At 35.0% G+C, this 24,151-nt stretch carries 17 protein-coding genes and 1 other annotated feature; of the genes, 6 read left to right on the top strand and 11 right to left on the bottom strand.

Features of this window, described 5'->3' with window-relative positions; all coding sequences use genetic code 11:
* The 4 genes from ACYSNW_RS10165 to ACYSNW_RS10150 form a co-directional block, all read left to right on the top strand.
* The coding region (locus tag ACYSNW_RS10165; RefSeq protein ID WP_461744383.1) for a DUF308 domain-containing protein at positions 1-584 on the top strand (584 nt) is incomplete at its 5' end.
* Positions 585-697: 113 nt separating this feature from the next.
* Entirely contained in the window at positions 698-1,687 is a 990-nt protein-coding gene (locus tag ACYSNW_RS10160; RefSeq protein WP_461744382.1) for a choloylglycine hydrolase family protein, read from the top strand.
* A gap of 37 nt (positions 1,688-1,724) precedes the next feature.
* A complete protein-coding gene (locus tag ACYSNW_RS10155) occupies positions 1,725-2,222 on the top strand; it encodes a hypothetical protein (RefSeq protein ID WP_461744381.1) in 498 nt (165 codons plus the stop codon).
* Positions 2,223-2,319: 97 nt separating this feature from the next.
* Entirely contained in the window at positions 2,320-2,976 is a 657-nt protein-coding gene (locus ACYSNW_RS10150; RefSeq protein ID WP_461744380.1) for a hypothetical protein, read from the top strand.
* An 88-nt stretch (positions 2,977-3,064) separates the two neighbouring features.
* On the opposite strand, the gene ACYSNW_RS10145 is transcribed toward ACYSNW_RS10150, so the two are convergent.
* From ACYSNW_RS10145 to ACYSNW_RS10115, 7 genes are all read right to left on the bottom strand, one after another.
* Positions 3,065-3,811 (bottom strand): helix-turn-helix domain-containing protein, encoded by a 747-nt coding sequence (locus ACYSNW_RS10145; protein ID WP_461744379.1) that lies wholly within the window; start codon positions 3,809-3,811, stop codon positions 3,065-3,067.
* A gap of 340 nt (positions 3,812-4,151) precedes the next feature.
* Entirely contained in the window at positions 4,152-5,393 is a 1,242-nt protein-coding gene (pepT, locus tag ACYSNW_RS10140; RefSeq protein ID WP_461744378.1) for a peptidase T, read from the bottom strand.
* Positions 5,394-5,403: 10 nt separating this feature from the next.
* Complete coding sequence (locus tag ACYSNW_RS10135) at positions 5,404-7,053, bottom strand: peptide ABC transporter substrate-binding protein (protein WP_461744377.1); 1,650 nt, start codon at positions 7,051-7,053, stop codon at positions 5,404-5,406.
* A gap of 428 nt (positions 7,054-7,481) precedes the next feature.
* Positions 7,482-7,718, bottom strand: a binding site (T-box leader).
* Positions 7,719-7,853: 135 nt separating this feature from the next.
* Positions 7,854-8,816: a siderophore ABC transporter substrate-binding protein gene (locus ACYSNW_RS10130; RefSeq protein ID WP_461744376.1), complete on the bottom strand. Its 963-nt coding sequence runs from the start codon at positions 8,814-8,816 to the stop codon at positions 7,854-7,856.
* A 19-nt stretch (positions 8,817-8,835) separates the two neighbouring features.
* Positions 8,836-9,594 (bottom strand): iron ABC transporter ATP-binding protein, encoded by a 759-nt coding sequence (locus ACYSNW_RS10125; protein ID WP_461744375.1) that lies wholly within the window; start codon positions 9,592-9,594, stop codon positions 8,836-8,838.
* Positions 9,591-10,559, bottom strand: coding sequence for an iron chelate uptake ABC transporter family permease subunit (locus ACYSNW_RS10120; protein ID WP_461744374.1), 969 nt, complete (start codon positions 10,557-10,559; stop codon positions 9,591-9,593). The genes ACYSNW_RS10125 and ACYSNW_RS10120 overlap by 4 nt, the downstream gene beginning before the upstream one ends.
* Complete coding sequence (locus ACYSNW_RS10115) at positions 10,556-11,503, bottom strand: ABC transporter permease (RefSeq protein WP_461744373.1); 948 nt, start codon at positions 11,501-11,503, stop codon at positions 10,556-10,558. Before ACYSNW_RS10115 ends, ACYSNW_RS10120 begins: the two co-directional genes overlap by 4 nt.
* 242 nt (positions 11,504-11,745) lie before the next feature.
* Between ACYSNW_RS10115 and ACYSNW_RS10110 the strand changes: the two genes are divergently transcribed.
* Together ACYSNW_RS10110 and ACYSNW_RS10105 are read left to right on the top strand one after the other, a co-directional pair.
* Positions 11,746-12,183 (top strand): YueI family protein, encoded by a 438-nt coding sequence (locus ACYSNW_RS10110; protein ID WP_461744372.1) that lies wholly within the window; start codon positions 11,746-11,748, stop codon positions 12,181-12,183.
* A 17-nt stretch (positions 12,184-12,200) separates the two neighbouring features.
* Positions 12,201-12,608, top strand: coding sequence for a hypothetical protein (locus ACYSNW_RS10105; protein ID WP_461744387.1), 408 nt, complete (start codon positions 12,201-12,203; stop codon positions 12,606-12,608).
* 144 nt (positions 12,609-12,752) lie between these two features.
* On the opposite strand, the gene ACYSNW_RS10100 is transcribed toward ACYSNW_RS10105, so the two are convergent.
* The 4 genes from ACYSNW_RS10100 to ACYSNW_RS10085 form a co-directional block, all read right to left on the bottom strand.
* Positions 12,753-21,113, bottom strand: a complete 8,361-nt coding sequence (locus ACYSNW_RS10100; protein ID WP_461744371.1) for an InlB B-repeat-containing protein — start codon at positions 21,111-21,113, stop codon at positions 12,753-12,755.
* 285 nt (positions 21,114-21,398) lie between these two features.
* A complete protein-coding gene (locus ACYSNW_RS10095; protein ID WP_461744370.1) occupies positions 21,399-22,079 on the bottom strand; it encodes a helix-turn-helix domain-containing protein in 681 nt (226 codons plus the stop codon).
* Positions 22,080-22,879: 800 nt separating this feature from the next.
* Complete coding sequence (locus tag ACYSNW_RS10090; protein ID WP_461744369.1) at positions 22,880-23,161, bottom strand: SemiSWEET family sugar transporter; 282 nt, start codon at positions 23,159-23,161, stop codon at positions 22,880-22,882.
* Between the two features lie 73 nt (positions 23,162-23,234).
* Positions 23,235-24,095 (bottom strand): MurR/RpiR family transcriptional regulator, encoded by an 861-nt coding sequence (locus ACYSNW_RS10085; protein ID WP_461744368.1) that lies wholly within the window; start codon positions 24,093-24,095, stop codon positions 23,235-23,237.
* Positions 24,096-24,151 lie beyond the last annotated feature (56 nt).

Raw genomic sequence — 24,151 nt, 5'->3', positions numbered from 1 at the left:
TGCGAAAGAAGGTAAAAAAGATGAATAACACAACAAAATTTTTTAAATCCTATCGTTTTCTACAAGTTTTAACAGGAATTCTGTATCTCCTCATGGCTGTTTTAGCGATGAGGTATACAGAAGAAAACATTGTGGAAGCTGTCCAATTAATTGGTGTCTTTTCCCTAATTAAAGGTTTTTTTGAAATTATGAATCGAGACAAGATTTCAAAGCGAACGTATCATAAACAAACATCAGCGATTGTTTTAGGTGTTGTTGACCTGATTGTCGGCTTGATTTTAGTGGTTGATATCTCATTGGATCTCCCTTCTTTAGCGATGTTGTTTGGTGTCTGGTTTATCAGTGACGCAGTGATTTCATTTTTTATGCTAGATTTAGCAAAAAGAATTTCCATGCCTTACTACTATGTTTCTTTGGTTGTGGATCTGCTTGGTGGATTAATTGGCTTGATTTTATTGATTGCCAATGAAACAACAATCATTAGCGTTCCAGCCTTAGTTAGTTATTATTTCTTGATGTTCGGCTTTATCAAATTAATCGGCGGTGTAATCAATAAACATAATTTAAATACCTTAGAAAAATAAAGTGTCGCTTTTTTCGACAGAATTCAAAATTTATAGAAGTAAATACCCTATATACTAAGCTTATCAACAAAACAACAATATAAAACATAAAAAAATTAAAGGACGTGTATATCATGTGTACAAGTATTTTCACAGAAACAAAAGATGGTAAACATCTATTAGCGAGAACAATGGATTTTTCTTATCCATTAAATAGTTGCCCTGTATTTATCCCAAGAGCGTATCAATGGCAATCTGTAAGTGATCAAAAATCTTATCAAAACAAATATGGTTTTACAGGTGCTGGAAAAAATTTAGAAGGTAGCTATTTTGTAGCTGGCGGAGTAAATGAAAAAGGTTTATCAGTTGCAGAATTATATCTTCCTGGCGAAGCTGTTTATCAAAAAGAAGTCGATCCTGCTTGTCAAAACTTTGCACCACATGAATTTATTCTACATTTGTTAGGTAATTTTTCTACAATTGAAGAAATTGGTCAAGAACTGAATACAATCAATTTAGTTGCTGCGCCAGCTCCTGAGCTAGGAATCATCACACCATTACATTGGATTATTACCGATGAATCAGGTAAAAGTGTTGTAATCGAACCAACTGAAAAGACATTATCATTCAAAGAAAATCCAGTAAATGTGATGACCAATACGCCACAATTAGAATGGCACATCCAAAATTTACGCAATTACTTAAGTGTTCGCCCAATGCAATATGATTCAGCCAAGTTTGGTGATTTCGAAGCTACTCCATTCTCACAAGGAACAGGAACTTCAGGCTTACCTGGAGGCTACACACCTCCTGAACGATTTGTTCGAGCAGCGTTTTTGAAAGAGTATATTAAAGAAGCAGCAAATGAAGATGAAGGTGTTATGAATGTTTTTCATATTTTAGCCTCTGTCAGAATTCCTAAAGGGATCGTCCTTGAAAAAACAGGTAATAGTGACTATTCACAATATGTAAGTATTTCTTGTAATGAAAGCAAAACCTTCTATTATACTGACTACGCAAGTAATGAAATTGCAAAAGTTACCTTAACAGATGAATTATTAGCCGAAACAGAAGTCAAAGAATTTCCAATTTCTAGAAATCCAATTTATAAAGTATGTAATTAAATTTAAATAAAAAAACAACAAGAAAGAAGGATTTATCATGAAAAAAGTAGCATTAATAACATTTGAAGACCAAGCAAAAACTTACGAAGCACTATCACAACTAAAACAAATTTCTAAAAGCAATACACTTGAACTCAAACAAGCAGCAATTCTTCAAAAATCAGAAGATGGAACAAGTTATGTAATTAAAGATGGCTTAGATTATGAAAGTGGGAATCGGATTGCAACTGGCGGGATCATCGGGATGGTCGTTGGAATCTTAGGCGGTCCATTAGGCGTATTATGCGGTTGGGTTGTTGGCGATTTAGCCGGCTTAGGAACTAATTATATTAAAAATAAAAAAACAAATACAATTTTTGATTCCGTAGCAAAAGAATTAACACAAAATGAACTAGGTTTACTCTTATACATGGATGAAACAGACACTGCTTTATTAGATACAATGATCGTTGACAAATTAAATGGAACGATTGAACGATTCGGCTACGATTCTGTTCAAGAAGACTTAGAAACAGCTAAAAAACACTTAAATTAATTTGAAACTGTCTGAAGATTTCTAGTTTCTAAAGTGTCTTCAGACAAGACTCGACTAAATAAAAAACTATAAATAAAAATTTTTGGAGGAATTTATCATGAAAAAAAGATACTTAGGCGTTTCAATTCTTGCGTTAGGAACATTATTTACTTTAGGAGCTTGTAGTCATACAGAAGAATCTGGTGAGATTGTAAACGAATCAAATAGCGAAACAGTCTACACAGATGATTCAGGAGATGCTATTGTTGAATCTACGACTGACCTGAAGGATGACGGTTTCTTTAAAGTTTTAGTAAGAGATGGCGCAAATCCTAAAATCAAGGATATCGTTTCCTATGATACAGAATACAAAAACTCTGATTGGGACAATATTACATTAGATGTGGAACATGCGAAAATCGTTAATGTTGCCGATTTTAAAGATGATGATGATACTACCTATAAAGAGTTAGTTTCCTTAAAATACCAATTAATGAATGAAGATAGTTCTGACAAACATATTACACCTGATAAAGCTGAATTAGTATTGAAAGATGGCAAAGAAGTAAATGCTGAATTCTTCTTAAATTACTGGGATGATGAAATCTTAACACACGATGAACATAAAGATGGCTACATCCACTTTAAAGTAAAAGATGAAAACAAATTAAGCGACATCAACCAAATCAAAGTAACCTTCAAAGCAAAAGATGAAAACGATAAAGAAACAACACATACGTATACCATTGACTTTCCAATGGAAGCAGCAGAATAATTAATTTAAAAGGCAGTCGACACTTAATTTGTGCCGACTGCCTTTTAGTTTTTGGTTCTATTTTTCACCACAATAAATAGAAACGACTCTATCTCTTTGTAACAATCTCCTTTATCTTTTCAATCGTTTTATCAATAAGTATTTGATACTCCTTTTTATTTTGCTCAATATAACCCTTCATAAATGCTTGTTTTTCTGTTGACCAATCAGCGTCCATTTGAGTAATTTCAACTTCGTTATTGACTTCAACCTTTCCAGAATATAAAACGGTAGGATCATTCGATTTTGAAATAACAAGTTCAATATTTCCCCTATCATGAACATCAATAACCAATGATTCTTTTCTAGTTATTATATTTACATTTTGTTCTTCTAAGGGAAAACCAACTGAACCTGTTGGTAAAATATATGTCCAATAAATTGTCCTTCCTTCTGTTAATTTATAGCCATTTCCATCATTTTGGTCAGCATCTAATGACCAACCAAAATGAGCGAGATTTTCTCGATATTTTCCTTCATCCATTCGTAATTTCTGATTATACCCAATGTACAGAATAAAAATAACTGCAATAATCCCTATTATAATTTTATAATACTTGTTCATTCGAATTTTTTTTGATACTTCTTTTGTCATTTGTTTATCCTCCCTCAATAATTTATCCAGAGAGATATCAAACAAATCGCTGATTGAAACAATTGTATCTAAATCGGGATAATTTCGCCCAACTTCCCAACCAGATACGGCTGAACGAGAAACATTTAATAACTTTGCTAATTGCTCTTGTGTCCAATTTTTCTTTAAACGACATTCTTTAATCTTGTCACCAATATTCATGATATCACCTCCTGCTACTATTATGTTTGTACTCTTATCGAAAGAAAAGCCACTATCTGTACCATTACTTAAAATGAATTGGTACGAATCGTGTCACGTTGATACAACGGTGTTTCCCAATTCATTTAATTTTTAGTATAGCAGTTTTCTTATCTTTTAAAATTAATTTCTTTTTCAAATGATCTTTCTATTATTGATAAAAACGAGAACAATTAGTTTATCCCTAAAAAACAAATTACTTACTTTATTAAATAACAAAAAACGAGTTAGAATCAAACCCTGACGTGGGCTGTTTCTAACTCGTCTTTAGTTAGCTTAAACATTAATCATACAATAAAAATCATTTTTCTGAGTCTGAGGTACGTGCATTTTCTTTAATGATTTCAACGATTGTTTTAGCAGCTTTTTCCATAGATTCAAGTGTAATAAATTCATATTGTCCATGGAAATTTTCGCCACCTGTAAATAAATTAGGCGTCGGAATCCCCATAAATGAAATCTTAGAACCATCCGTTCCACCCCGAAACGGCTCAACAATTGGCTCAATTGCCAAGTTTTTCATTGCTTGAATCGCAAGTTCTACACAACGCATATCTTTTTCAATGATTTCTTTCATATTATAATACTGATCTAAAAATGTGATTGCCAGACGTTCTTTATCTAAAGTCGCATTCACTTCGGCTACTTTTTCTGCTAAAAATTGTTTTCTAGCTAAAAACTGCTTTTTATCATGATCTCGAACAATATAAACTAATTCTGCCCGATCAATACTACCAGTAAATTTTGTCAGCAAATAGAATCCTTCATGCCCTCTTGTTTTCTCTGGCACTTCTTCTGATGGTAATAACTGATCCAATTGCTCACCTAATTTGATTGCATTAATCATTGAACCATACGCCGTTCCCGGATGGACACTGATTCCATCAATTGTAATTACCGCTTGCGCTGCATTGAATGTTTCATATTCAAAATGTCCTACCCGACCACTATCAATCGTATAGGCAAATGCAACAGGAAAATTCGGGGCATCAAATAAATCCGCTCCACGACCGATTTCTTCATCTGGCCCAAACGCCACATGGATATCTCCATGTTCGATTTCTGGATGTGCCAATAAATAATCGATTGCTGCTAAAATTTCCACGATGCCTGCTTTATCATCTGCGCCAAGCAGTGTCGTTCCATCTGTAGTGATCAAAGTTTCGCCTACATAATCATTCAGATTCGGAAATTCACTTACTCGCATAACGATTTCTAACTGCTCATTCAACACAACATCTTTCCCATCGTATTCAGTAAAAATTTGCGGCTGAATGTTTTCAGCATTATAATCTGCCGTATCCAAATGGGCGATAAATCCGATTGCTGGAATTTTTTTAGCCGTATTCGCTGGTAATATGGCAGTTAAAAAACAATTGGCTTCATTAAAGTTAATCGCTGAAAGACCTATTTTTCGCAAGTCATTTTCAATCATTTTAGCTAACTCGATTTGACCTGGTGTCGTGGGCACAGTCGAACTAGCCGCATCCGAACGAGTAGTTACTTTTGCATAACGAATAAATCGATCTAGTAGTTGATTCATTTTGTTGCTCCTATTCTGCTAAATAAGCATTTCTTAAGTTAAAGAAATCGCCATACAGGTGATAACTAATATCATTCACTTTTGGATTCACTAAGTAATTTGATGCACTTTGATACAATGGTACTTGAGCCGCTTCCTGATTTAATAAAATATCCTCAGCTTTTTTATAATCTTCAAATTGTTTATTTGGGTCATTGGCATCCGTTGTTTTCGCTGCATCGACTAATTTGCTGTACTCATCATTTTTAAAACCACCATAATTATATGAAGAGCCTTCATTGTAAAGATTGAAATAAGAATCTAAATCGCTACTTCCTGCTGTCCAACCAGAAAGAGAGATTTCATAATTTTTCTTCGTACGTGCTTCTAAAAGATTATTTTTTGGTTGAGCATTAATTGTTACTTCTAATCCTTTTAAGTTGTCTTGCAATTGACTTTGAACATATTCAGCGATTCGTTTACCATTTTCATCATCCGTAGCTAATAGAGAAACTTTTACTTTATCACCTAAATCGGCTTGCGCTTTTTTCCATTCTTCTTGCGCTTTCTCTACATCATAAACTGCATAGTCTCCACTATATTTTCTAAAATCTTCAGAAGTTTCAGGATTTGAATAAAGATTTTTTGGAATCAACCCATTCAAAGGTTCTGCGCCATCGTTCATCACATTTTTCGTTAAAGCTTCCTTATCAATTGCTAAAGAGATTGCTTTACGGAAATGGGTATTTGCAGGTGCAGTGCCTTCTTCTTTATTAAAGTCTAAAAACATATTTGATACATCTAAATGACTGATATACCCTGGATCATCGCTATGTTGTTGTACATATTGACCACTGATACGAGTCAAATCTAAATCGCCAGCTTGATACAAGTTAATGCCTGTATTTTCATCTTTAATCGTATTAACTTTGACTTCTTCTAATTTCACAGCATCCGCATCATAGTATTCTGGATTTTTCTTCAATGTCCAACTATCAGAAGCCGCATCCCAATCCGTTAAAATAAATGGTCCGCTATAAATTAAATGATCGCTATCTTGCGCATACTCTTTTCCTTGCTCTTCAACATACGCTTTATTTTGCGGCGCTAACCAACCGATTGAAGCAACCGTTAGAAATGAAGGTTGTGCTTGCTCTAATTCAACAACAAATTCTGTGTCGCTAGGTGCTGAGATGCCCATTTCAGAAACATCTTTTTCCCCATTACGAATTGCGGCACTATTTTTTACGTTATCTAGTAGATATGCATTCGGTCCAATTGTTTCAGGAGTCACTAATTTTTTCCATGAATAAACAAAATCATTAGCAGTAATTGGCTCTCCATTACTCCACTTGATATCGTCTCTTAATTTGAATTTATACGTTAAACCATCTTCACTGATTTCTACATTTTCAGCTAAGCCAGGAATTGGTGTACTATCGTCATCAAAACGATACAAGCTCTCAAATAAATGTTGAACCATTGTAAAGGTATTTTTATCAGTTGTTTGCGTGGTATCTAATGTAGAGATTGGCGCTGGCGAACTAATTTCGATTTTTTGACTTGAAGCAACAGCTCCCTCATCACTTTTTTTCGTTTCTTCTTTCTTGTCATTCCCACCACAAGCAGTCAAAAATAATCCCGCTACTAGCGCACTTACGATAAATAATTTCTTCTTCATCCAATTTCTCCCCCTAAAAATTTTTATACACTAATCTACTCCTACCAAAAAACGTTCTAGTTTTGAACAAATTTAAATAAATTAGATTTCAAGTATCTGTCATGATTCGATTTTAGTGATGAGATTTCTTTCACGATTTTCGACAATCGTAGTGGTTCCGCTTCGCTTCGGGTGACTTCGCTCTCTTCGCTCGCCAAGTATTGTTCAGCATCTACTCTGCCTTTGGCAATCGTAGTGATTCTGCTTCGCTTCGGGTGACTTCACTCTCTTCGCTCGCCAAGTATTGTTCAGCATCTACTCTGCCTTTGGCAATCGTAGTGATTCCACTCCGCTTCGGGTGACTTCGCTCTCTTCGCTCGCCAAGTATTGTTCATCATCTACTCTGCCTTCGGCAATCGTAGTGATTCACAACAAAAAACCCTCGTCCTGAAAAGGACGAGAGCTTACACTTTCGCGGTACCACCTTTAATCATTGACTTATAAAAAGTCCTCTCATTCAGTACGAATCATACTGAGGCGCTGTAACAGGCGCACCTGAATTGATTTAATTTATTCGATCAATCTGTTCAAAGGCCATTTTCTTTTCCCGATTCACTGTCTCTTCTCACCAATCAAGACTCTCTTTAAGCTAGCTGAAAAAATACTTTCCTTCTCTTCACATTTTATTTTAATAGATAATGTATTACAGAAATTGTAGCATAGATATAGAAAAATAGTCAATATAAGGATACTTTTTTCTGTTGTCATTTTCTTACTATTAAAATTAGATTAGATAGGTTTTTGAAGTTCTGGTCTGATAGTTATTCAGTAAATGCTTTATTGACATCTTCAATCATCAAATGAGTTGATTCTAATCCACCGCCGCTTAGATACCAAATATCTGGTTGTAATGAAATGACTTTACCGTTTTTACCAGCGATTGTTTGTTTTACCAACTCATTTTCAGCAACATTATCATTAGAAGCATCTCCACCGATTGCTTTGGTCCGATCAATCACAAATAAAATATCAGGATTTTTTTCTAAAATATATTCATACGAAACGCTTTGTCCATGGGTTGAAGCTTCGATTTTATCATCTGCTTGTTTAAAACCAAAGGTATCATGAATGATTCCAAAACGAGAACCATTTCCGTATGCGGATAATTGGCCTTCGTTTACTAACGTAACTAAAGCAGTTTCATCACTTGCGGTAGCTTTTTCTTTTACTGCAGTAATTTCTTTTTCCAAGTCAGCGATTTTCTTATCTGCTTCTTCTTGCTTATCAAATACCTCTGCTAAAGTTTCGATATTTTGTTTAGTTGAATTCCAAGTATCTTTTGCATCAACAGCTAAATACATCGTCGGTGCAATTTTGCTTAATTTTTCTTGATAATCTTGTTGACGACCAGATATGATGATCAAATCTGGTTGTAATTCGTTGATTTTTTCTAAATCTGGTTCTTTGATTCCACCTGCTGATTCAACTTTTTTGTAGTCTGAAAGGTATTCTGGCAGATTTTTCGTTGGTGCCCCGACAACTGTCTCGCCTTCACCCAAAGCATCAATCGTATCTAGAGAACCATTATCGAAGACAACAACTTTCCTAGGATTTTTAGGTACCTCAATTGAGCCATTAGAATCTGTAACTGTAATTGTTTTCGCTTCTGTTGCGCTAGATTCTTTTGCTGCTGAGTCGTTGGTGTTACTAGTTGCACCACAAGCTCCTAAAGTAAATAATGCCGCTAGAGATACTGTAGCTATCGCTATAAATTTCTTCTTCATTTTCTTCCCCCAATAAGTTTTAATTAAAATACATACAAAAACGTTTTCCATCTACTTCACAAATTCGGATGGTCATATCATACAATTCATTCAATACTTCCGCTTGAATGATTTCCTCTGTCTCACCATGTTGGAACAAACGACCATTTTTCATCGCGACGATCTCGTCTGCATAGCTAGCCGCGAAATTAATATCGTGTAATACAATAATGACTGTCTTTCCAAACTCATCGACTAACCGACGCAATGTCTGCATCATTTGAACTGCATAATTCATATCTAAATTGTTTAACGGTTCATCCAATAAAATATAATCTGTATCTTGTGCCAAAACCATTGCAATATAGACTCGTTGCAGTTGTCCCCCAGATAAGGTATCGATGTACGATTCTTGTAACTCAAGAAGTCCAAGATTTTTTAATGCTTCATCCACTTTTTCATGGTCTTCTGGCTTTAATCTTCCTTTACTATAAGGAAAACGACCAAAATTGACCAATTCTCGTACAGTGATTTTTAAATTGATCCCATTCGTTTGCTTTAAAATCGATAATTTTTTTGATAATTCATTTTGTTTCCATGTTTTCACTTCATTGTGGTCTAAATAAATATCCCCTGTATCTTTAGGGATTAAACGACTCATCATAGATAGTAACGTACTTTTACCCGCGCCATTGGGTCCAATAAAGGCAGTGAGTTTTTGCTCCGTGATTGGAAGTTGTACCTCTGAAACAACTATTTTTTCACCATATCGTTTGGATACATTTTTTATTTCGATCATACTTGCTGCTTCCTTTCACTTATAATTTTTCCAACAAAATAGATACCACCAAAAAATTCAATTACAATACTCAACGTCGTGTTCAATTGAAAAATCTGTTCAACCATAAATTGCCCAAAAACCAACAAAAAGATAGCTAATAAACTACCGCCAATAAATAGCTGTCGATGACTATAAGTTCCCATCAGTTGGTAGCTCATGTTCGCAACAATAAATCCAAGAAACGTTACAGGTCCTACTAAAGCTGTGGAGACCCCAATCAAACCACTAATAGCTAGCAAAAGAATAAACTGAAAGCGAGAAATATTTATTCCTAAACTTATAGCTTGTTCGTTTCCTAAATGTAAAACATCCAACGTATAACTTTTGAACCATAAATAACCTGAAACACCTAAAATCAGCATTCCTGCGATAAGTAAGTACTGACTATTCACATTCCCAAAACTAGCAAAAAGCTTTCCTTGCAATAAATCATATTCATTAGGATCCATCACAACTTGTAAAAAAGTACTAATACTATTGAAAAAAGTACCTAAAATAATACCGATCATTAACAATAAAAATAAATCATGGTTTCCTTTTTTCAATAAAAATTTAGCCAATAACAGACTAATTGTGACCATCAAACTCACATTCAATGAAAATGTACCTAGTGTTTCGTTCCCCAATAGTTGTTGTCCTCCTAAAAAGAAAAACAATAAGGTCTGAACAAATACATAGAGAGAGTCCAATCCAAGAATATTCGGTGTTAAAAAATGATTTTGAGTCATTGTTTGAAAACTGATTGTCGAAAATGTTGCAGCAATCCCAACTAAAATAAAAGCTATTACTTTACGTCCTCGTAACTCTAATGCAAATGCCCAATTCCCATAAGTATTATAGGTCAAGTATAAGAAGCAGATGGCAAGCACAGCTACCGAAAGGAACAATAATTTAAAAATATAGGAGTGAACGAATTTTCTCATGCCGTTTTCCTCCTCAAGAGTAATACAATAAAGATGAAACTCCCTAAAATTCCTACAACAACACTAACTGGAACTTCATACGGTGCGATAACAACTCGAGCAAGAATATCACAAACTAATAAAAACAAACTTCCGCCGATTGCCGTTACAAATAGGGTGTTTTTCATATGATCGCCATAACGCAGTGAGACCAAATTTGGCACAATCACACCTAAAAATGGAATACTGCCGACCATAATCAAAACAACAGCACTAGCTAATGCAACGATTCCTAAGCCAAATAATTGAACTCGTTGATAATGGATACCTAAATTAGTTGCCATATCCTCTCCCATGCCTACAACCGTAAATTGGTATGCGAAGACATAAGTGATAATCAATAAGGGAATCGTCAAGTAAAGCAATTCATAATTTCCTTTCATCACCGTCGCAAAATTTCCTTGCAGCCAAGACGACATGTTTTGAACTAATTGAAATTGATAGGCAAAAAAAGTCGCAATCGAACCAATGATATTTCCAAACATCACACCAATTAACGGAATCATAATTTGGTTTTTGGCAGGTAAAAAACGCGTCAAATAAAGAAAGAGGACGGTCCCACCAAAAGCAAATAAAAAAGCTACAAAGGAACGAAAAAGCAAGGGAGCGCTAGGGAGAAAAATCATCACAACTAAAATACCTAATCGCGCACTGTCCATCGTTCCAGCTGTACTTGGGGAAACAAATTTATTTTGCGTCAAATGCTGCATGATTAAGCCAGAAATACTAATCGTACTTCCCGCAATGACTAAACTAATCGTTCGTGGCAGTCTAGTTGTCACCAAAACTAATTGCTGTTGTGCATCTAAATGAAAAAGCTCAGCCAAAGAGATTTCTTTGATACCAACAACGAGCGAGAGAATAAACAAAAGGAGTAATAATATAAAAAGACTGATTTTTTTCATGTACCCGCTCCATTTTCTATTTCCTAAAAACTAAGTAGTAACTGAAAAGAATTGAATCTCTTTCTAATTGAGAATGATTTTCATTCTTATTTGATAGTTTATGCGAAATCATTTAGAAATGCAATACTTTTTATCATCTCCTGCTTTAAAAATTTATTCCTGCTCTCATCTTTTTTTAGATATAGATCGTTGTATGTTATAATTTAAAGTAAGCATAAAGTGTAGGTAGAGGGGGATGGTTCATGGCACAAGATGACATGCAAAAACACTTAGATAACGCGATGTACGGCACACCGTTATTAAAACCAGATGAGCAAAAAAAGTATATGGGGACTTTTCGGGAACGTTGTTATTTAACGATGACCATTGCTCAAATGAAAGAGTCAACCAATAGAGACAATCTTTTAAAAGAATTAGCCAAATATCCTGAAGCTTTTGTTTTACTGAATGGGGTAATGGATATGAGTTTACAAGCTAGCTATATCAAATTATTGACAGAACACCAAACAACGTTCACTGTCGTTAATGATTTTGTTGAAAACTCACTTGATTCTTACGGCTTGATTCTTTGTGCTAAGCAGGCAGTCAATGAAGAGCAGCTCTCGATTACAGACAAATATCCACCCGTAAAACCAGTTGAAAAACCTGTTAAAAAAGGGTTTTGGCAAAATTTATTTTAATTAGGAGCGCGATAATGATGGTTGAAGCAGATTTATTAAAAAAAGATTTAGCAAATGCACTAAACACTCATATCAAATTATTAAGAGAAGTCGAACAAATCGAAGTGGAGCATATGGATGCTTTTACATTTATGATGCGCAGCTTTGGCTTTATGTTAGACCGGGCACCAAACCTCATGCTTGAACAGGATGATGAGGCATTATACTACATGATGTTCCAATATTATAGCTTGCTTAATGAACTAAAGTATAACCTAATTCTTAATTTTCCTTACGCTCGTTTACAAGGACGCACCTTACTAGAAGTAGTAGATGTTTTTCCAACAACCTATGAAAAAGAGCTTAAACAATGGTGGGAAAATAAAACTGGTTTAGAAGTTGAAGAAACGAAACAAACGATTGCGATTAAGGAATTAGAATATTAAATCTTCTCAAAAAAATAATAAGAGGAATCATCTAGCCTAGATGATTCCTCTTATTATTTTTAATCTTAATAGCTATTACTATAAACGTTCCTTGATTGCCTTCTTTACTTTCGTTTATAAATAATCGCTTTTACCCTAGTAAATCTATTTAAAATAACTCATTTTTTTCCTAAAGAAAATCACTACTGATACAAAAGCAACAACTACCAGTCCAACAATAGTTGATAGTGCTGAAAAGAATTTAGTTTCACCAGTATTTGGTAATTTAGAAGTTTTCCCTTCTTTTACAACTATATTTTTTTTCGTATCTGTTGAGGTATCAGTCGGTTCTTTTTTAGATGTCGCTTTCCAATGGGCGTAATACGTTACACCACCTACTGGTATTGTCACACTAGTTGGCATTTTTTCCGTACCCTCTTTTGTCGTATACCAGCCCTCAAAGGTATAGCCAATACGGGTTGCTTCAGCTATTTCACTTAAATCGATTGTCTGATCACAAACCCCTTTAAGTGTTTTCTGAGTCGTTGTACCTCCATTGGCATCAAAGTAAACTGCGGCATCATCCGCTTCCCATTGTGCATACAATGTTACTACTTCTCCTGAAGTTTTAGTCAAGTTGACAACATTCGCTTGATTTGAATAAGACGTTCCATTACCGTCTTTTTCAGTATTCCAGCCAGCAAAACTATAGCCTAAACGAATATACCTATTTTCTGTCAAATTTTGCGCAACATCGTACACAAAATTTTGATCATTCATCGTGCCATGCCCTTGATTCGCATTGTATTTCACTACGTACTCATTCGCTTTCCAATGGGCGTAATACGTTGTGCCTCCTGCTGGCATCGTAACACTTGTTGGCATTTTTTCCGTACCTTCTTTTGTCGTGTACCAACCTTCAAACGTATAACCATCTCGTGTGGCTTTGCCAACTCCACTTAAGTCAATTGTCGCATCCGTAACACCTTTGATTGATTCTTGTGTTGTTATTCCTCCATTAGCATCAAAACGAATCTCGGTTTCATCAGCTTCCCACTGTGCATATAGCGTCACTACTTCATTTTCATTATTAGAAAGATTTTTTACTAGCTCTTCATCCACATAGCTTTTTCCGCTTCCCAAAATATCTGTATTCCAACCAGTAAAGGTATAGCCTGGAATCTTATACTGATTTTTAGTCAAATGCTGTTCAACATCATAAACAAATTCTTGATCTGGCATTATACCTTCTGTCCTAAAGCCTCTTTGAAGGCTATTGATATCATATTTCACTACATAGTTATATGCTTTCCATTGTGCGTATAAAGTACGTTTGCTATCAGAATCATTTAGTAAATTTATGACAGACTCTTTATCTGTATAAGAATCTCCCGTTCCGTCTCGTTTTGTATTCCAGCCAGCAAAACCATAACCTAGTCTAGTATAACTATTCTCACTTAAATTTTGAGGAACATCATAAGTAAAGAGTTGATTATCCATCATCCCTTCACCTTTGTTGGCATCGTAGCTTACTACATATTTATTAGCTGACCATTGTGCATATAAGGTTACTAAGCCGCCTGAGATTTTTGTCAAATTCATAACATTTGCTTGATCTGTATATGACGTTCCACTGCCATCTTTCTCAGTATTCCAACCGATAAAACTGTAGCCAATACGAGTATAACTATTTTGGATTAAATCTTGCGCAACGTCATAATTGAAAACTTGGTCATTTATCGTACCTTCACCTTGATTTGCATCGTATCTTACTATATACTCATTCGCTCTCCAATGGGCGTAATACGTTGTGCCTCCTGCTGGCATCGTAACACTGGCTGGCATCTTATCAGTACCATCTTTTGTCGTGTACCAACCTTCAAACGTATACCCGTCTCGTGTGGCTCCAACTACTTCACTTAAATCGATCGTTGCATCAGTTGCTCCAATGATTGTCGCTTGTTTCGTTCTTCCTCCATTAGCATCAAATACTATTGGATTATCTGAATTTGCTACCCATTGAGCGTACAAAGTGATTATTCCATCTACATTTTTAGTCAAGTTCAGAACATTCGCTTGATCTGAATATGCTACTCCGCTACCGTCTTTTTCGGTATTCCAACCAATGAAACTGTAGCCTGATCGATCATAGCTATTTTTAGTCAAATCTTGCGCAATATCATATATGAAGGTTTGATTGTTCATCGTACCTTTTCCTTGATTCGCATCATACTTCACTACATACTCATTTGCTCTCCAGTGCGCATAATACGTTGTGCCCCCTGCTGGCATCGTAACACTTGTTGGCATTTTTTCTGTGCCGTCTTTTTTGATATACCAACCTTCAAAGCTATAGCCATCTCGCGTAGCTTCATCTACTTTACTTAAATCGATTGTTGTATCTGTAACACCTTTGATTGATTCTTGTGTTGTTATTCCTCCGTTAGCATCAAAATGAATTTCAGTTTCATCCGCTTTCCATTGGGCATACAATGTTACTACATCACCCGAAGTTTTAGTTAAGTTGACAACATTCGCTTGATTTGAATAGGACGTTCCACTACCGTCTTTTTCGGTATTCCAACCAGTAAAACTATAGCCTAAACGAGCATAACTATTTCCGGTCAGATTCTGCGCAATATCGTACACAAAAGTTTGATCATTCATCGTGCCATGCCCTTGATTCGCATTGTATTTCACTACGTACTCATTCGCTCTCCAATGAGCGTAATACGTTGTGCCTCCTGCTGGCATCGTAACACTTGTTGGCATTTTTTCCGTACCTTCTTTTGTCGTGTACCAACCTTCAAAACTATACCCATCTCGCGTAGCTTCAACAACTTCACTTAAATCAATATCAGTATCAGTAGCTCCTATAATTGTTGCTTGTTTTGTTGTCCCTCCATTGGCATCAAATTGAATTTGATTATCTGTTGCTGCTATCCATTGTGCATACAACGTCACTATTCCGGATGTATTTTTTGTCAAATTGACAACATTTGCTTGATCGATATACGCTGTTCCACTGCCGTCTTTTTTCGTATTCCAACCAATGAAACTATATCCTGAACGAGTATAACTATTTTCAGTCAAATTTTGTGCAATATCGTACACAAAAGTTTGATCATTCATCGTACCTGCACCTTTATTAGCATCGTATTTCACTACATAGTCATTTGCTTGCCAATGCGCGTAATACGTTATTCCTTCAGCTGGCATAATCACATTTGTTGGCATCTTATCGGAACCATCTTTTGTGGTGTACCAACCTTCAAAACGATAGCCATCGCGAGTGGCTTCAACGACTTCACTTAAAGCAATCGTTGCATCAGTTGTTCCTTTTATTGACAATTGTTTCGTTACCCCACCATTTGCATCAAAATGAATTTCGGTTTCATTTGCCTTCCATTGTGCATATAAGGTTACTGCTTCTCCAGATATTTTTGTTAAATTTATTACATTTGCTTGATCTATATATACTGTTCCACTACCGTCTTTTTCCGTATTCCAACCTGTAAAGCTATAACCTGATCGAGTATAACTATTTTCACTCAAATCTTGCGCAACATCATACGTAAAGGTTTGATCTTCCATTTTACCTTCACCTTTATTGGCATCGTATTTCACTATATAGTCATTCGCTTTCCAATGTGCGTAATACGTTGTATCTCCTACCGGCATAACCAGACTTGTTGGCATTTTGTCAGAACCATCTTTTGTGGTATACCACCCTTCAAAGCTATACCCATCTCGTGTTGCTTCAACTACTCCACTTAAATCAATCATCGCGTCAGTTGCACCGATAATTGTTGCCTGTTTCGTTGTACCACCGTTAGCATCAAATAGTATTTGATTATCCATATTCGCTACCCATTGCGCATATAACGTCACTATTCCCGCTGAGTTTTTCGTTAAATTAACAACATTCGCTTGATCTATATACGATGTTCCACTACCGTCTTTTTCGGTATTCCAACCATTGAAGCTATAGCCTTCACGTGTATAACTATTCTGGGTTAAATCTTGTGCAGTATCGTATACAAAAGCTTGATCACTCATCGTGCCTTCGCCTTTATTCGCATCATATTTCACTACGTATCCATTAGCTTTCCAATGCGCATAGTATGTTGTGCCTCCTGCTGGCATCGCAACACTAGTTGGCATTTTATCTGTGCCATCTTTTGTTGTATACCACCCTTCAAAGCTGTACCCATCCCGTGTTGCCTCAACAACTCCACTTAAATCAAGTGTCGCATCTGTAACACCTTTAATAGATGTTTGTTTTGTGGAACCGCCATTAGCATCGAAACGAATCTCTGCTTCATCCGCTTTCCATTGGGCATAAAGAGTTAAGCTTTCATTCGCTTGTTTTAGATTTGTAACATTTGCTTGATCTGAATAAGTTGTTCCACTGCCATCTTTTTCAGTATTCCAACCAGCAAAACTATAGCCTGATCGAGTATAACTATTTTCATTCAAATTTTGTGCAACATCATACGTAAAGTTTTGATCACTCATCGTTCCTTTACCTTGGTTTGCATCATACTTAATTGTATAATTCCCCGGCACCCATACCGCATATAACTCTAGATTTGTTGTTTTCATGTTAACGATTTGCTCAGCATTATAATCTGGTTTAGTTGCTTTGGGATCTGTTGACCAACCCGCAAAAGCATAATTAGCTCTTGTAGGTAATCCAGTTGTCGGATAGGAAGCAATAATATAATCTTCGCCTAAATACACGCCAGCATTTTTTTCTTTCGCCACAACTTTATGCCCATGCAAAACAGACACTCCATCTACAGCAGCAGTAGCATCCACAGCTCCTTCAACGACATAACTACCTGTTGCTTCTAAATAATTAGGATTATATATTACTTTAGAAGCCGTCGCTATATAATTTCCATCTTCAGCCCAAATTGCATATAATATTGCATTTTGATTGAAAGTATATGAGTTTCCTGCAACATACATTGTTCCAGTTCCAGCCGTATTCACTCCCCAGCCTGTAAACATATAACCAGTTTTCGTCATCCCAAGATCTTTTATATCATTTTGACTAGGTAATTTAACCGAAGAACCTTTAAGTCCAACGTAATCGTCAGGGGTTTTTCCAGCAGTATTTCCATTCCCATTGTAAACAATGTTTATATCCGTATTATTTACTTCTTTCCATTGCGCATATAAAACTAAACTTGATTGATCCTTAGTAACAATGGATTCACCTGGATTGTAGTCTTTTCCACTACCATTCGCAACTGTATTCCAGCCAGTAAACATGTAACCAGTTTTTTTCATATTCCCTGAATCTTTTATTGCGTAACTCGTGGCATTTGTATCCTCATAACGAATAAAATTTCCTATGTCATTTCCATTTCCAATATAAATAATACGAGAAGTCGCTGTTGATGTCGTAGGTAGCCATTTGGCATACAATTTCATATCCTCCGATAATGACAACTTACTGCCAGAGTAATAGTCTTGCCCAGTACCATCTGCTTTTGTATTCCAACCAGCAAATACATATTTCACTAGAACTCCTGATTCTTGAACTTCTTTACCTAAACTACTTCCGCTATTAGTAGCGTCTATAGTAACTTGAGTATATCGTTGATCAGTTACATTGTTCGGAGTATTTCCATTAGTGTTTCCATTTCCATCATAGGTTAATGTTATGGGACGATCTTTTAAATCCCAAACCGCATAATAAACCGTATCTTCTTTAGGTGTTAGGATTGTTCCTGATTTCACAATATCTGAATCCCCTACTTTTGCATCTGGATTTGTACTCCAGCCCACAAAAATATATGAATTTGTTTTGATTTCACCCGTAGTTTCATTATTATCAACAAATTCATTTCTCACTAAAGTGTTCTGACCAGGCATTTTTATCGTCTTTCCATCTAGAATAAATTGCGCGTCTGGAACCAGACCAGACGTATTTTTATTCCCATTAAATGAAATCGTATAAGAATTATCTGGCTTAACTACCGTTTCTTTCCATTTAGCGTAGAAAATCATATCGCCTGAAACAATAAATGTAGATCCTGGAGAATAGTAAACTTCGTTCCCTTTAGAATCAAGTACATACCATCCAACGAATGTATGACCAGGATAAATAAAATCATCCTTTGGTGCTGCTACGGTATATGAATAGGTGTAATTAGCTGGAACATTGACTGATTCTGGAAGTGAACCTGTAGCACCACTTTCTAAGGACACATACATGATATTAGCTGTTGCTACAGTTCCACCGCCTCCTCCACTAGGATTTTGTTTCCAAGCTGGTGAAAGAACAATATCTTGTGTGGGTCTTAAGTTTTGACCGGGTGTATAAATATCCGTTCCATCAGTCCAACCAATAAACGTATAACCTACTTTGGCAAGTGAATTAGTATTTCCTAAAACAGTATAGCTATCTCCATAATCGACACTGATACTATCAGTTGTAGGAACACTTCCCAAAACAGCGTCTCCTGAACTGTATGTCACTTTATAAGTGATTGGTTCCCATTGGGGTGTTAATGTTCCAGGCTTTTTGGTTTTTGAAATATCTGATAATTTGATTGTCTCTCCCGGACTATAGGTCTTACCATCTAAGCTGTATGACCAGCCCTTAAATGTATAACCTTCATTTTTAAGTTCAGGTAATTTAAAATCATAAGTGTCTGTACTGCTGGATAATGGATAGACATTATTTTTAGCGTACCCCTCTGGTAAAACTAAATTTGGAGTATCTTTCAATGATATTTTAACTTGGGCCCAATATTGAGTTGAGGTAGGAGACCACACACCATACAACGTTGTAATACCCGTCGAAATTGTATAATTTCCATCCGCGTAATAATCTGGAATAGTAGCTGAGCTACTCGTTGCCCACCCCCAGAAAGTATACCCATCTTCTGACGGCACATTATCTGCTGGAACATCTGGCAATGTAATTTTATCTCCTGTTGTACCAATGATTGTAGTAGGATTACTACCAGATTTCGCTTGAGTATTAAATTTGACCGCACCGGAAGTACTGTTTACCATCCACGAAGCTGATAAAGTAACATTTCCTGTTGGTGTATAACTGTCACCCTCAGAATAAGTTGTTGTTCCATTCGACCAACCAAGAAAAGTAGAGTTACTTTTAGAAAGTGTTCCTTTTCCAGGAATTTTAATCGTTTCCCCTTTATTAACATTCATATATTCATAAGGGGGCGTGCCAGTTCCACCGTTCCCATTAAATGACACTAAATATTGTGTAGCTGAATCTCTAACATCCCATTGAGCAACCATTGTCCAATATTGCGGATTTTTTTGTGTAGTGATACTCCCACCTGGATAACGTTGTGTTCCATCTGCTGACAAAAGCCAAGAAACAAATGTATAAATTTTTCCATCATTTGTTGTAACTGTTGGAACATTCGTAGGAATTTGATACTTAGAACCATTTGCAACAACAGTCGCACTCCCTGGCATATTATTAACCACATAATTATTTCCAGCAGGAAGACCATTTTCATACGTTACAGCCACTAAAGGTGTCCAAATGGCTTTAGCCACTGTTGAATATTTCACCTCTACTTGTGTATTCACTGCATAATTTGCACCATTGATTGTCCAACCATCAAAACGATAACCAGCCCTTGTTAGAACCGTTGCTGGCAAGGTAACTTTATACCCATTATTAATATCCGTTTTTATTCCATTATTAATACTTGTGTCTGTTGTTGCATCTCCACCACTTAAATCAAATGTTAGTGTAGCATTCAAATCAGCTGGATTTGCAACAATTTTTAAGTATAATTTAGTATTACTTGCTAATAAAGTAAACTCTTGTCCTGGACTGTAATCAGTCCCAGAACCATCTGCTTTTGTATTCCATGTGCCTGCAGCACTTGTATTTTCTTTTAAAACAAGATTATCTGGAATTGCTGGGATTGTCGCAGTTGTTCCAACTTTACCGAATTTGCTTGGTGGCGCAGAAGTACCAGTAGCACCATTTAGGTCATAGGATAGTGTTGAAGCACTTGCCCATTGAGCATACAAGATGGTATCTGTAGAATAAGGCCAAGTATCAACCGTTGTTCCTTGTGCATAGTGATCACCAGATCCATCAGATTCTGTATTCCAACCATCAAAAATTTGAGTTGCAGGATTTGGCGCAACAAAGTTCAACTGCCCAGAATTAGTCCCAATAGATTTAATTGTATAACTTCCGCCTAAAGCAATCTGATCATTTTGAACCACACCTAAGTTAGACCCACCATTTGCATTATAAGTAATTCTAGGATTACTTACCTCATCTGAGTAGGATTTAGCCTCCTCCACAGTTTCTTGAATAATGCTGTTACTTTCTTGTACTTGCTCATCTACTTTGTTTTCTGAATTTTGTTGCTTTTCATCATCATTTTTAACTGTTGTTTCTATTTCTGATGAACTTGTTAGCTCTTCCGCTAAAACCATTCCTGGTTGTAAAAAAGAACTAGTAATCAATATCAACAACGAAACCCAGGTTGCTAATTTATTCTTATTCATGAAATCTCCTCTCCCTTTTCAACTCAATTTAATAATTACATTTCACCTATTTATTACCTATTAAAGATTAAATAAACTCTTTTGATAGCTTGTTAATTTGGGGTAAATTAAACATCAAACCTCTTTGATTTGTAATTTTACTTGTAAGGCTTATCTCTATAATGAGTACCATTACTATTGCCTACCGCAATTCATTACAAGAATACTTTCTCCTTCAGTTCATTTAAATACACTTAATACTTGAATCTGTTCATTACTATTTAAGTAATATACCTTCTTTCTATATCAGACTTCTCTTTTCCATTTAAAAACATACCCAATGGATCGAGTGGTAACAATTTCAAAATCTTGACTGCTCTTTAATTTAGTTCGTAAATGGCAGATAATATTCGCTACTCGACAAACATAATCACTTTTATTTTCATTTTCCCATAGACACTCCGATAACTCTTGATATGACACTGTTTTATTCGCATTCCCCACTAATATTAGTAAAATCCGATATTCCGTCCTCGTCAGTACTTGTTCTTTTCCATTGACTAGTATGGTTTGATTCGTATCATTGAGTATCTTCTTTGTATCTTGTGCTAATCGCAAATTAGACTGATTCAAGCGATTTTCCATACAAGTAAATGTATTTTTTACAATGTAACTAATCTTTACAAGATTCTCAGAAGAAAAAAATACTTCACTAGCACCAAGTTCTAAGAAAATACTTTGTTCTTTCAAACGATTTTCTGGTGAAACAATCCAAATAAATGTTCCAGGATTGCTTTTAGAATATAGCAACCAGTCTACTGTTTCAGAAAGCCAATCTACTCCGTCTATATGAATGATCAAACCATCTAATAATTTAAATTGATTTTTTTCTACTACTGAAATAATTCGATATTTGTCTGATTGAAAATTATTTTCTAATATCTGTAAAAACTCTTCGTTATTACATAAAACACCCAATGTTGCCACATAATTCACCTCCATTTTTTCATAGAGTAGAGGAATCCGCGAAATAATGAAAATATCTTAGCAAAATAGAGAAGGTATTTTATATTGACGATTCTATTGACGGAGAATAATTTTAAAATAGAGAAAGTTAATTCACTTAATAGCGCTGACAAATAAGCAAAGATAACGCTCTCTCATTTGACTGCTTTGGTGACGGTAATTAATTAAAGTTAAGTATTCATTTTCCTATTTTACAAAATATAATTAACAAAAAATGAAATTTTTTTTAAAAAAAGAAGTTCCATTCAAAAAAACACTTTAAAGTTTTTCATATATTTTTATATTTTCAACAAAAAATGAAAAAAATAAATGCATAAACATATAGACATAAATAAATAGATAGATTAATATAGTAATATAGTGAGTAAATGAGTATTCCATTGAAAATATTTTGTATTTTCTTTCGCGGATTCCTCTATTCCTTGAAACAAAACGGAAAATGAAAATGACAAAAAAATAGCGTCATTTTCACACATATGTGTAAAAAAATCCCTATATAAAAGGAATATATCGTTATTTTCACAAATATAAAATATTTTTTCTAGTTCTATTCTTTTCAAAAAAATAAATATACAAATTTTAATTGTTAGTTAATAAAAATTATGTATTTAATTTAAATAAAACACCCTATTTTTAAAATAACAAACTCCAGTTATTATAATAAAAAAAAGACAGACAACTCTCAACAAAAGAGTCATCTGTCCTCAAATTTTCTCATTAACTGGATAGTAATCAACTTTTCCTTAATCCACAAACTGTAATTATTCCTCTATATCCTCTAAAATATTTTCTTTCTTCACTTGAACATCTCCATAAATTTTATAAACAAGAATAATCGATGTTAAGATAAACGTAAAACAGTTTGCTATCAATAGCGCGCCATCTTGAATAATATAGCCATGAAGTGCCCATAAAAATACCCCTATTTCTTGCATCAAACACATCAATAAAGATAATCCTCCCGTATTTCTAGTTTTCACAACTTTGATTACTTGAGGTAAGAAAGCTAGTGTTGTAAAACATGCTGCGATTGTTCCGATCATTCATTACCGCTCCTTTTTCCAATCAATTATATAAACCAATAACGTTCTCTAAACAACTTCTCGTGCGTTTCAATCAATCCTTTTCTGTATAGGATAATAATATCTCCTGTTTGACTTTCATATCATATAAATTTTTAGCATAATCAACCGAAAACAGAATTGCAAACAAGGTATCTAAAACATATTCAAAAGAAATTTGCGATAGAAACGTACCTACTTTTACATGTTCTACTTCTCCTTGAGGAACTTCGATTAAATATTTACTTAATCGTCCCATTGGTGAATACTTATTTCCGGTAATCAAAATCGTATCGATTCCCTTTTTCCGAATATAAGCCAAATTTTTACTTTGTTCTCTTGTCCCTCCACCATAAGTGATAAAAATAGCGCAATCATTTTTGGTCATATTTAAGGTATTCCAATTTCCTTCACTATATTCATCCGCGAGTATTAGATATTTATTGATTTTGCTGAACTTATTTTGAAAACTTTTTGCTCGTATTTGGGAATCTCCTAAGCCAAAAAGAAAAATTCGCTCTGCTTTGATTAATGCTCTAGCTATCTGATCAATATTTTCTCGATCCAATGTCAAAATAGTTTTTCTAATTGCATCTATTGATAAATCTGCCATTTTTTTGGCAATGTCAAAATAACTATCATCATAATCGAAGGGAAAATTAGGGTCTACAGCAACTGTTTTATGCAGTTTATTTTGTATTTCTTGGATTAATGCCACCCGAAATTCTTTAAAACCAGAATAACCCATTTTTTTAGTCAAGCGAATGACTGCTGAATGAGAAGAATATGTGCGTTTTGATAAATAGCTAATGGTAATCGTTGGCATCTCCTCTTCATTTTCCAGAATAAAATCGGCAATTCTTTTCTCTGTGTCAGTAAATTCTGTTTTCTTAGTAAGCTTTTCAAAAATCGACATATTCATTCCTCCCTTGACTAATATATCATAAAAAATTCGAAAGAAAATCGTTTTCA

It is taken from the genome of Enterococcus sp. LJL99 (genome assembly GCF_054871725.1).
This window is presented reverse-complemented; position numbering and strand designations above follow the sequence as displayed.

Coding starts and splice junctions, on each gene's coding strand:
- ACYSNW_RS10130 (WP_461744376.1), bottom strand. CDS start 8,816: ATGAAGAAGAAATTTATAGCGATAGCTACAGTATCTCTAGCGGCATTA.
- ACYSNW_RS10100 (WP_461744371.1), bottom strand. CDS start 21,113: ATGAATAAGAATAAATTAGCAACCTGGGTTTCGTTGTTGATATTGATT.
- pepT (WP_461744378.1), bottom strand. CDS start 5,393: ATGAATCAACTACTAGATCGATTTATTCGTTATGCAAAAGTAACTACT.
- ACYSNW_RS10125 (WP_461744375.1), bottom strand. CDS start 9,594: ATGATCGAAATAAAAAATGTATCCAAACGATATGGTGAAAAAATAGTT.
- ACYSNW_RS10150 (WP_461744380.1), top strand. CDS start 2,320: ATGAAAAAAAGATACTTAGGCGTTTCAATTCTTGCGTTAGGAACATTA.
- ACYSNW_RS10085 (WP_461744368.1), bottom strand. CDS start 24,095: ATGTCGATTTTTGAAAAGCTTACTAAGAAAACAGAATTTACTGACACA.
- ACYSNW_RS10115 (WP_461744373.1), bottom strand. CDS start 11,503: ATGAAAAAAATCAGTCTTTTTATATTATTACTCCTTTTGTTTATTCTC.
- ACYSNW_RS10105 (WP_461744387.1), top strand. CDS start 12,201: ATGGTTGAAGCAGATTTATTAAAAAAAGATTTAGCAAATGCACTAAAC.
- ACYSNW_RS10160 (WP_461744382.1), top strand. CDS start 698: ATGTGTACAAGTATTTTCACAGAAACAAAAGATGGTAAACATCTATTA.
- ACYSNW_RS10155 (WP_461744381.1), top strand. CDS start 1,725: ATGAAAAAAGTAGCATTAATAACATTTGAAGACCAAGCAAAAACTTAC.
- ACYSNW_RS10135 (WP_461744377.1), bottom strand. CDS start 7,053: ATGAAGAAGAAATTATTTATCGTAAGTGCGCTAGTAGCGGGATTATTT.
- ACYSNW_RS10090 (WP_461744369.1), bottom strand. CDS start 23,161: ATGATCGGAACAATCGCAGCATGTTTTACAACACTAGCTTTCTTACCT.
- ACYSNW_RS10110 (WP_461744372.1), top strand. CDS start 11,746: ATGGCACAAGATGACATGCAAAAACACTTAGATAACGCGATGTACGGC.
- ACYSNW_RS10120 (WP_461744374.1), bottom strand. CDS start 10,559: ATGAGAAAATTCGTTCACTCCTATATTTTTAAATTATTGTTCCTTTCG.
- ACYSNW_RS10145 (WP_461744379.1), bottom strand. CDS start 3,811: ATGAATATTGGTGACAAGATTAAAGAATGTCGTTTAAAGAAAAATTGG.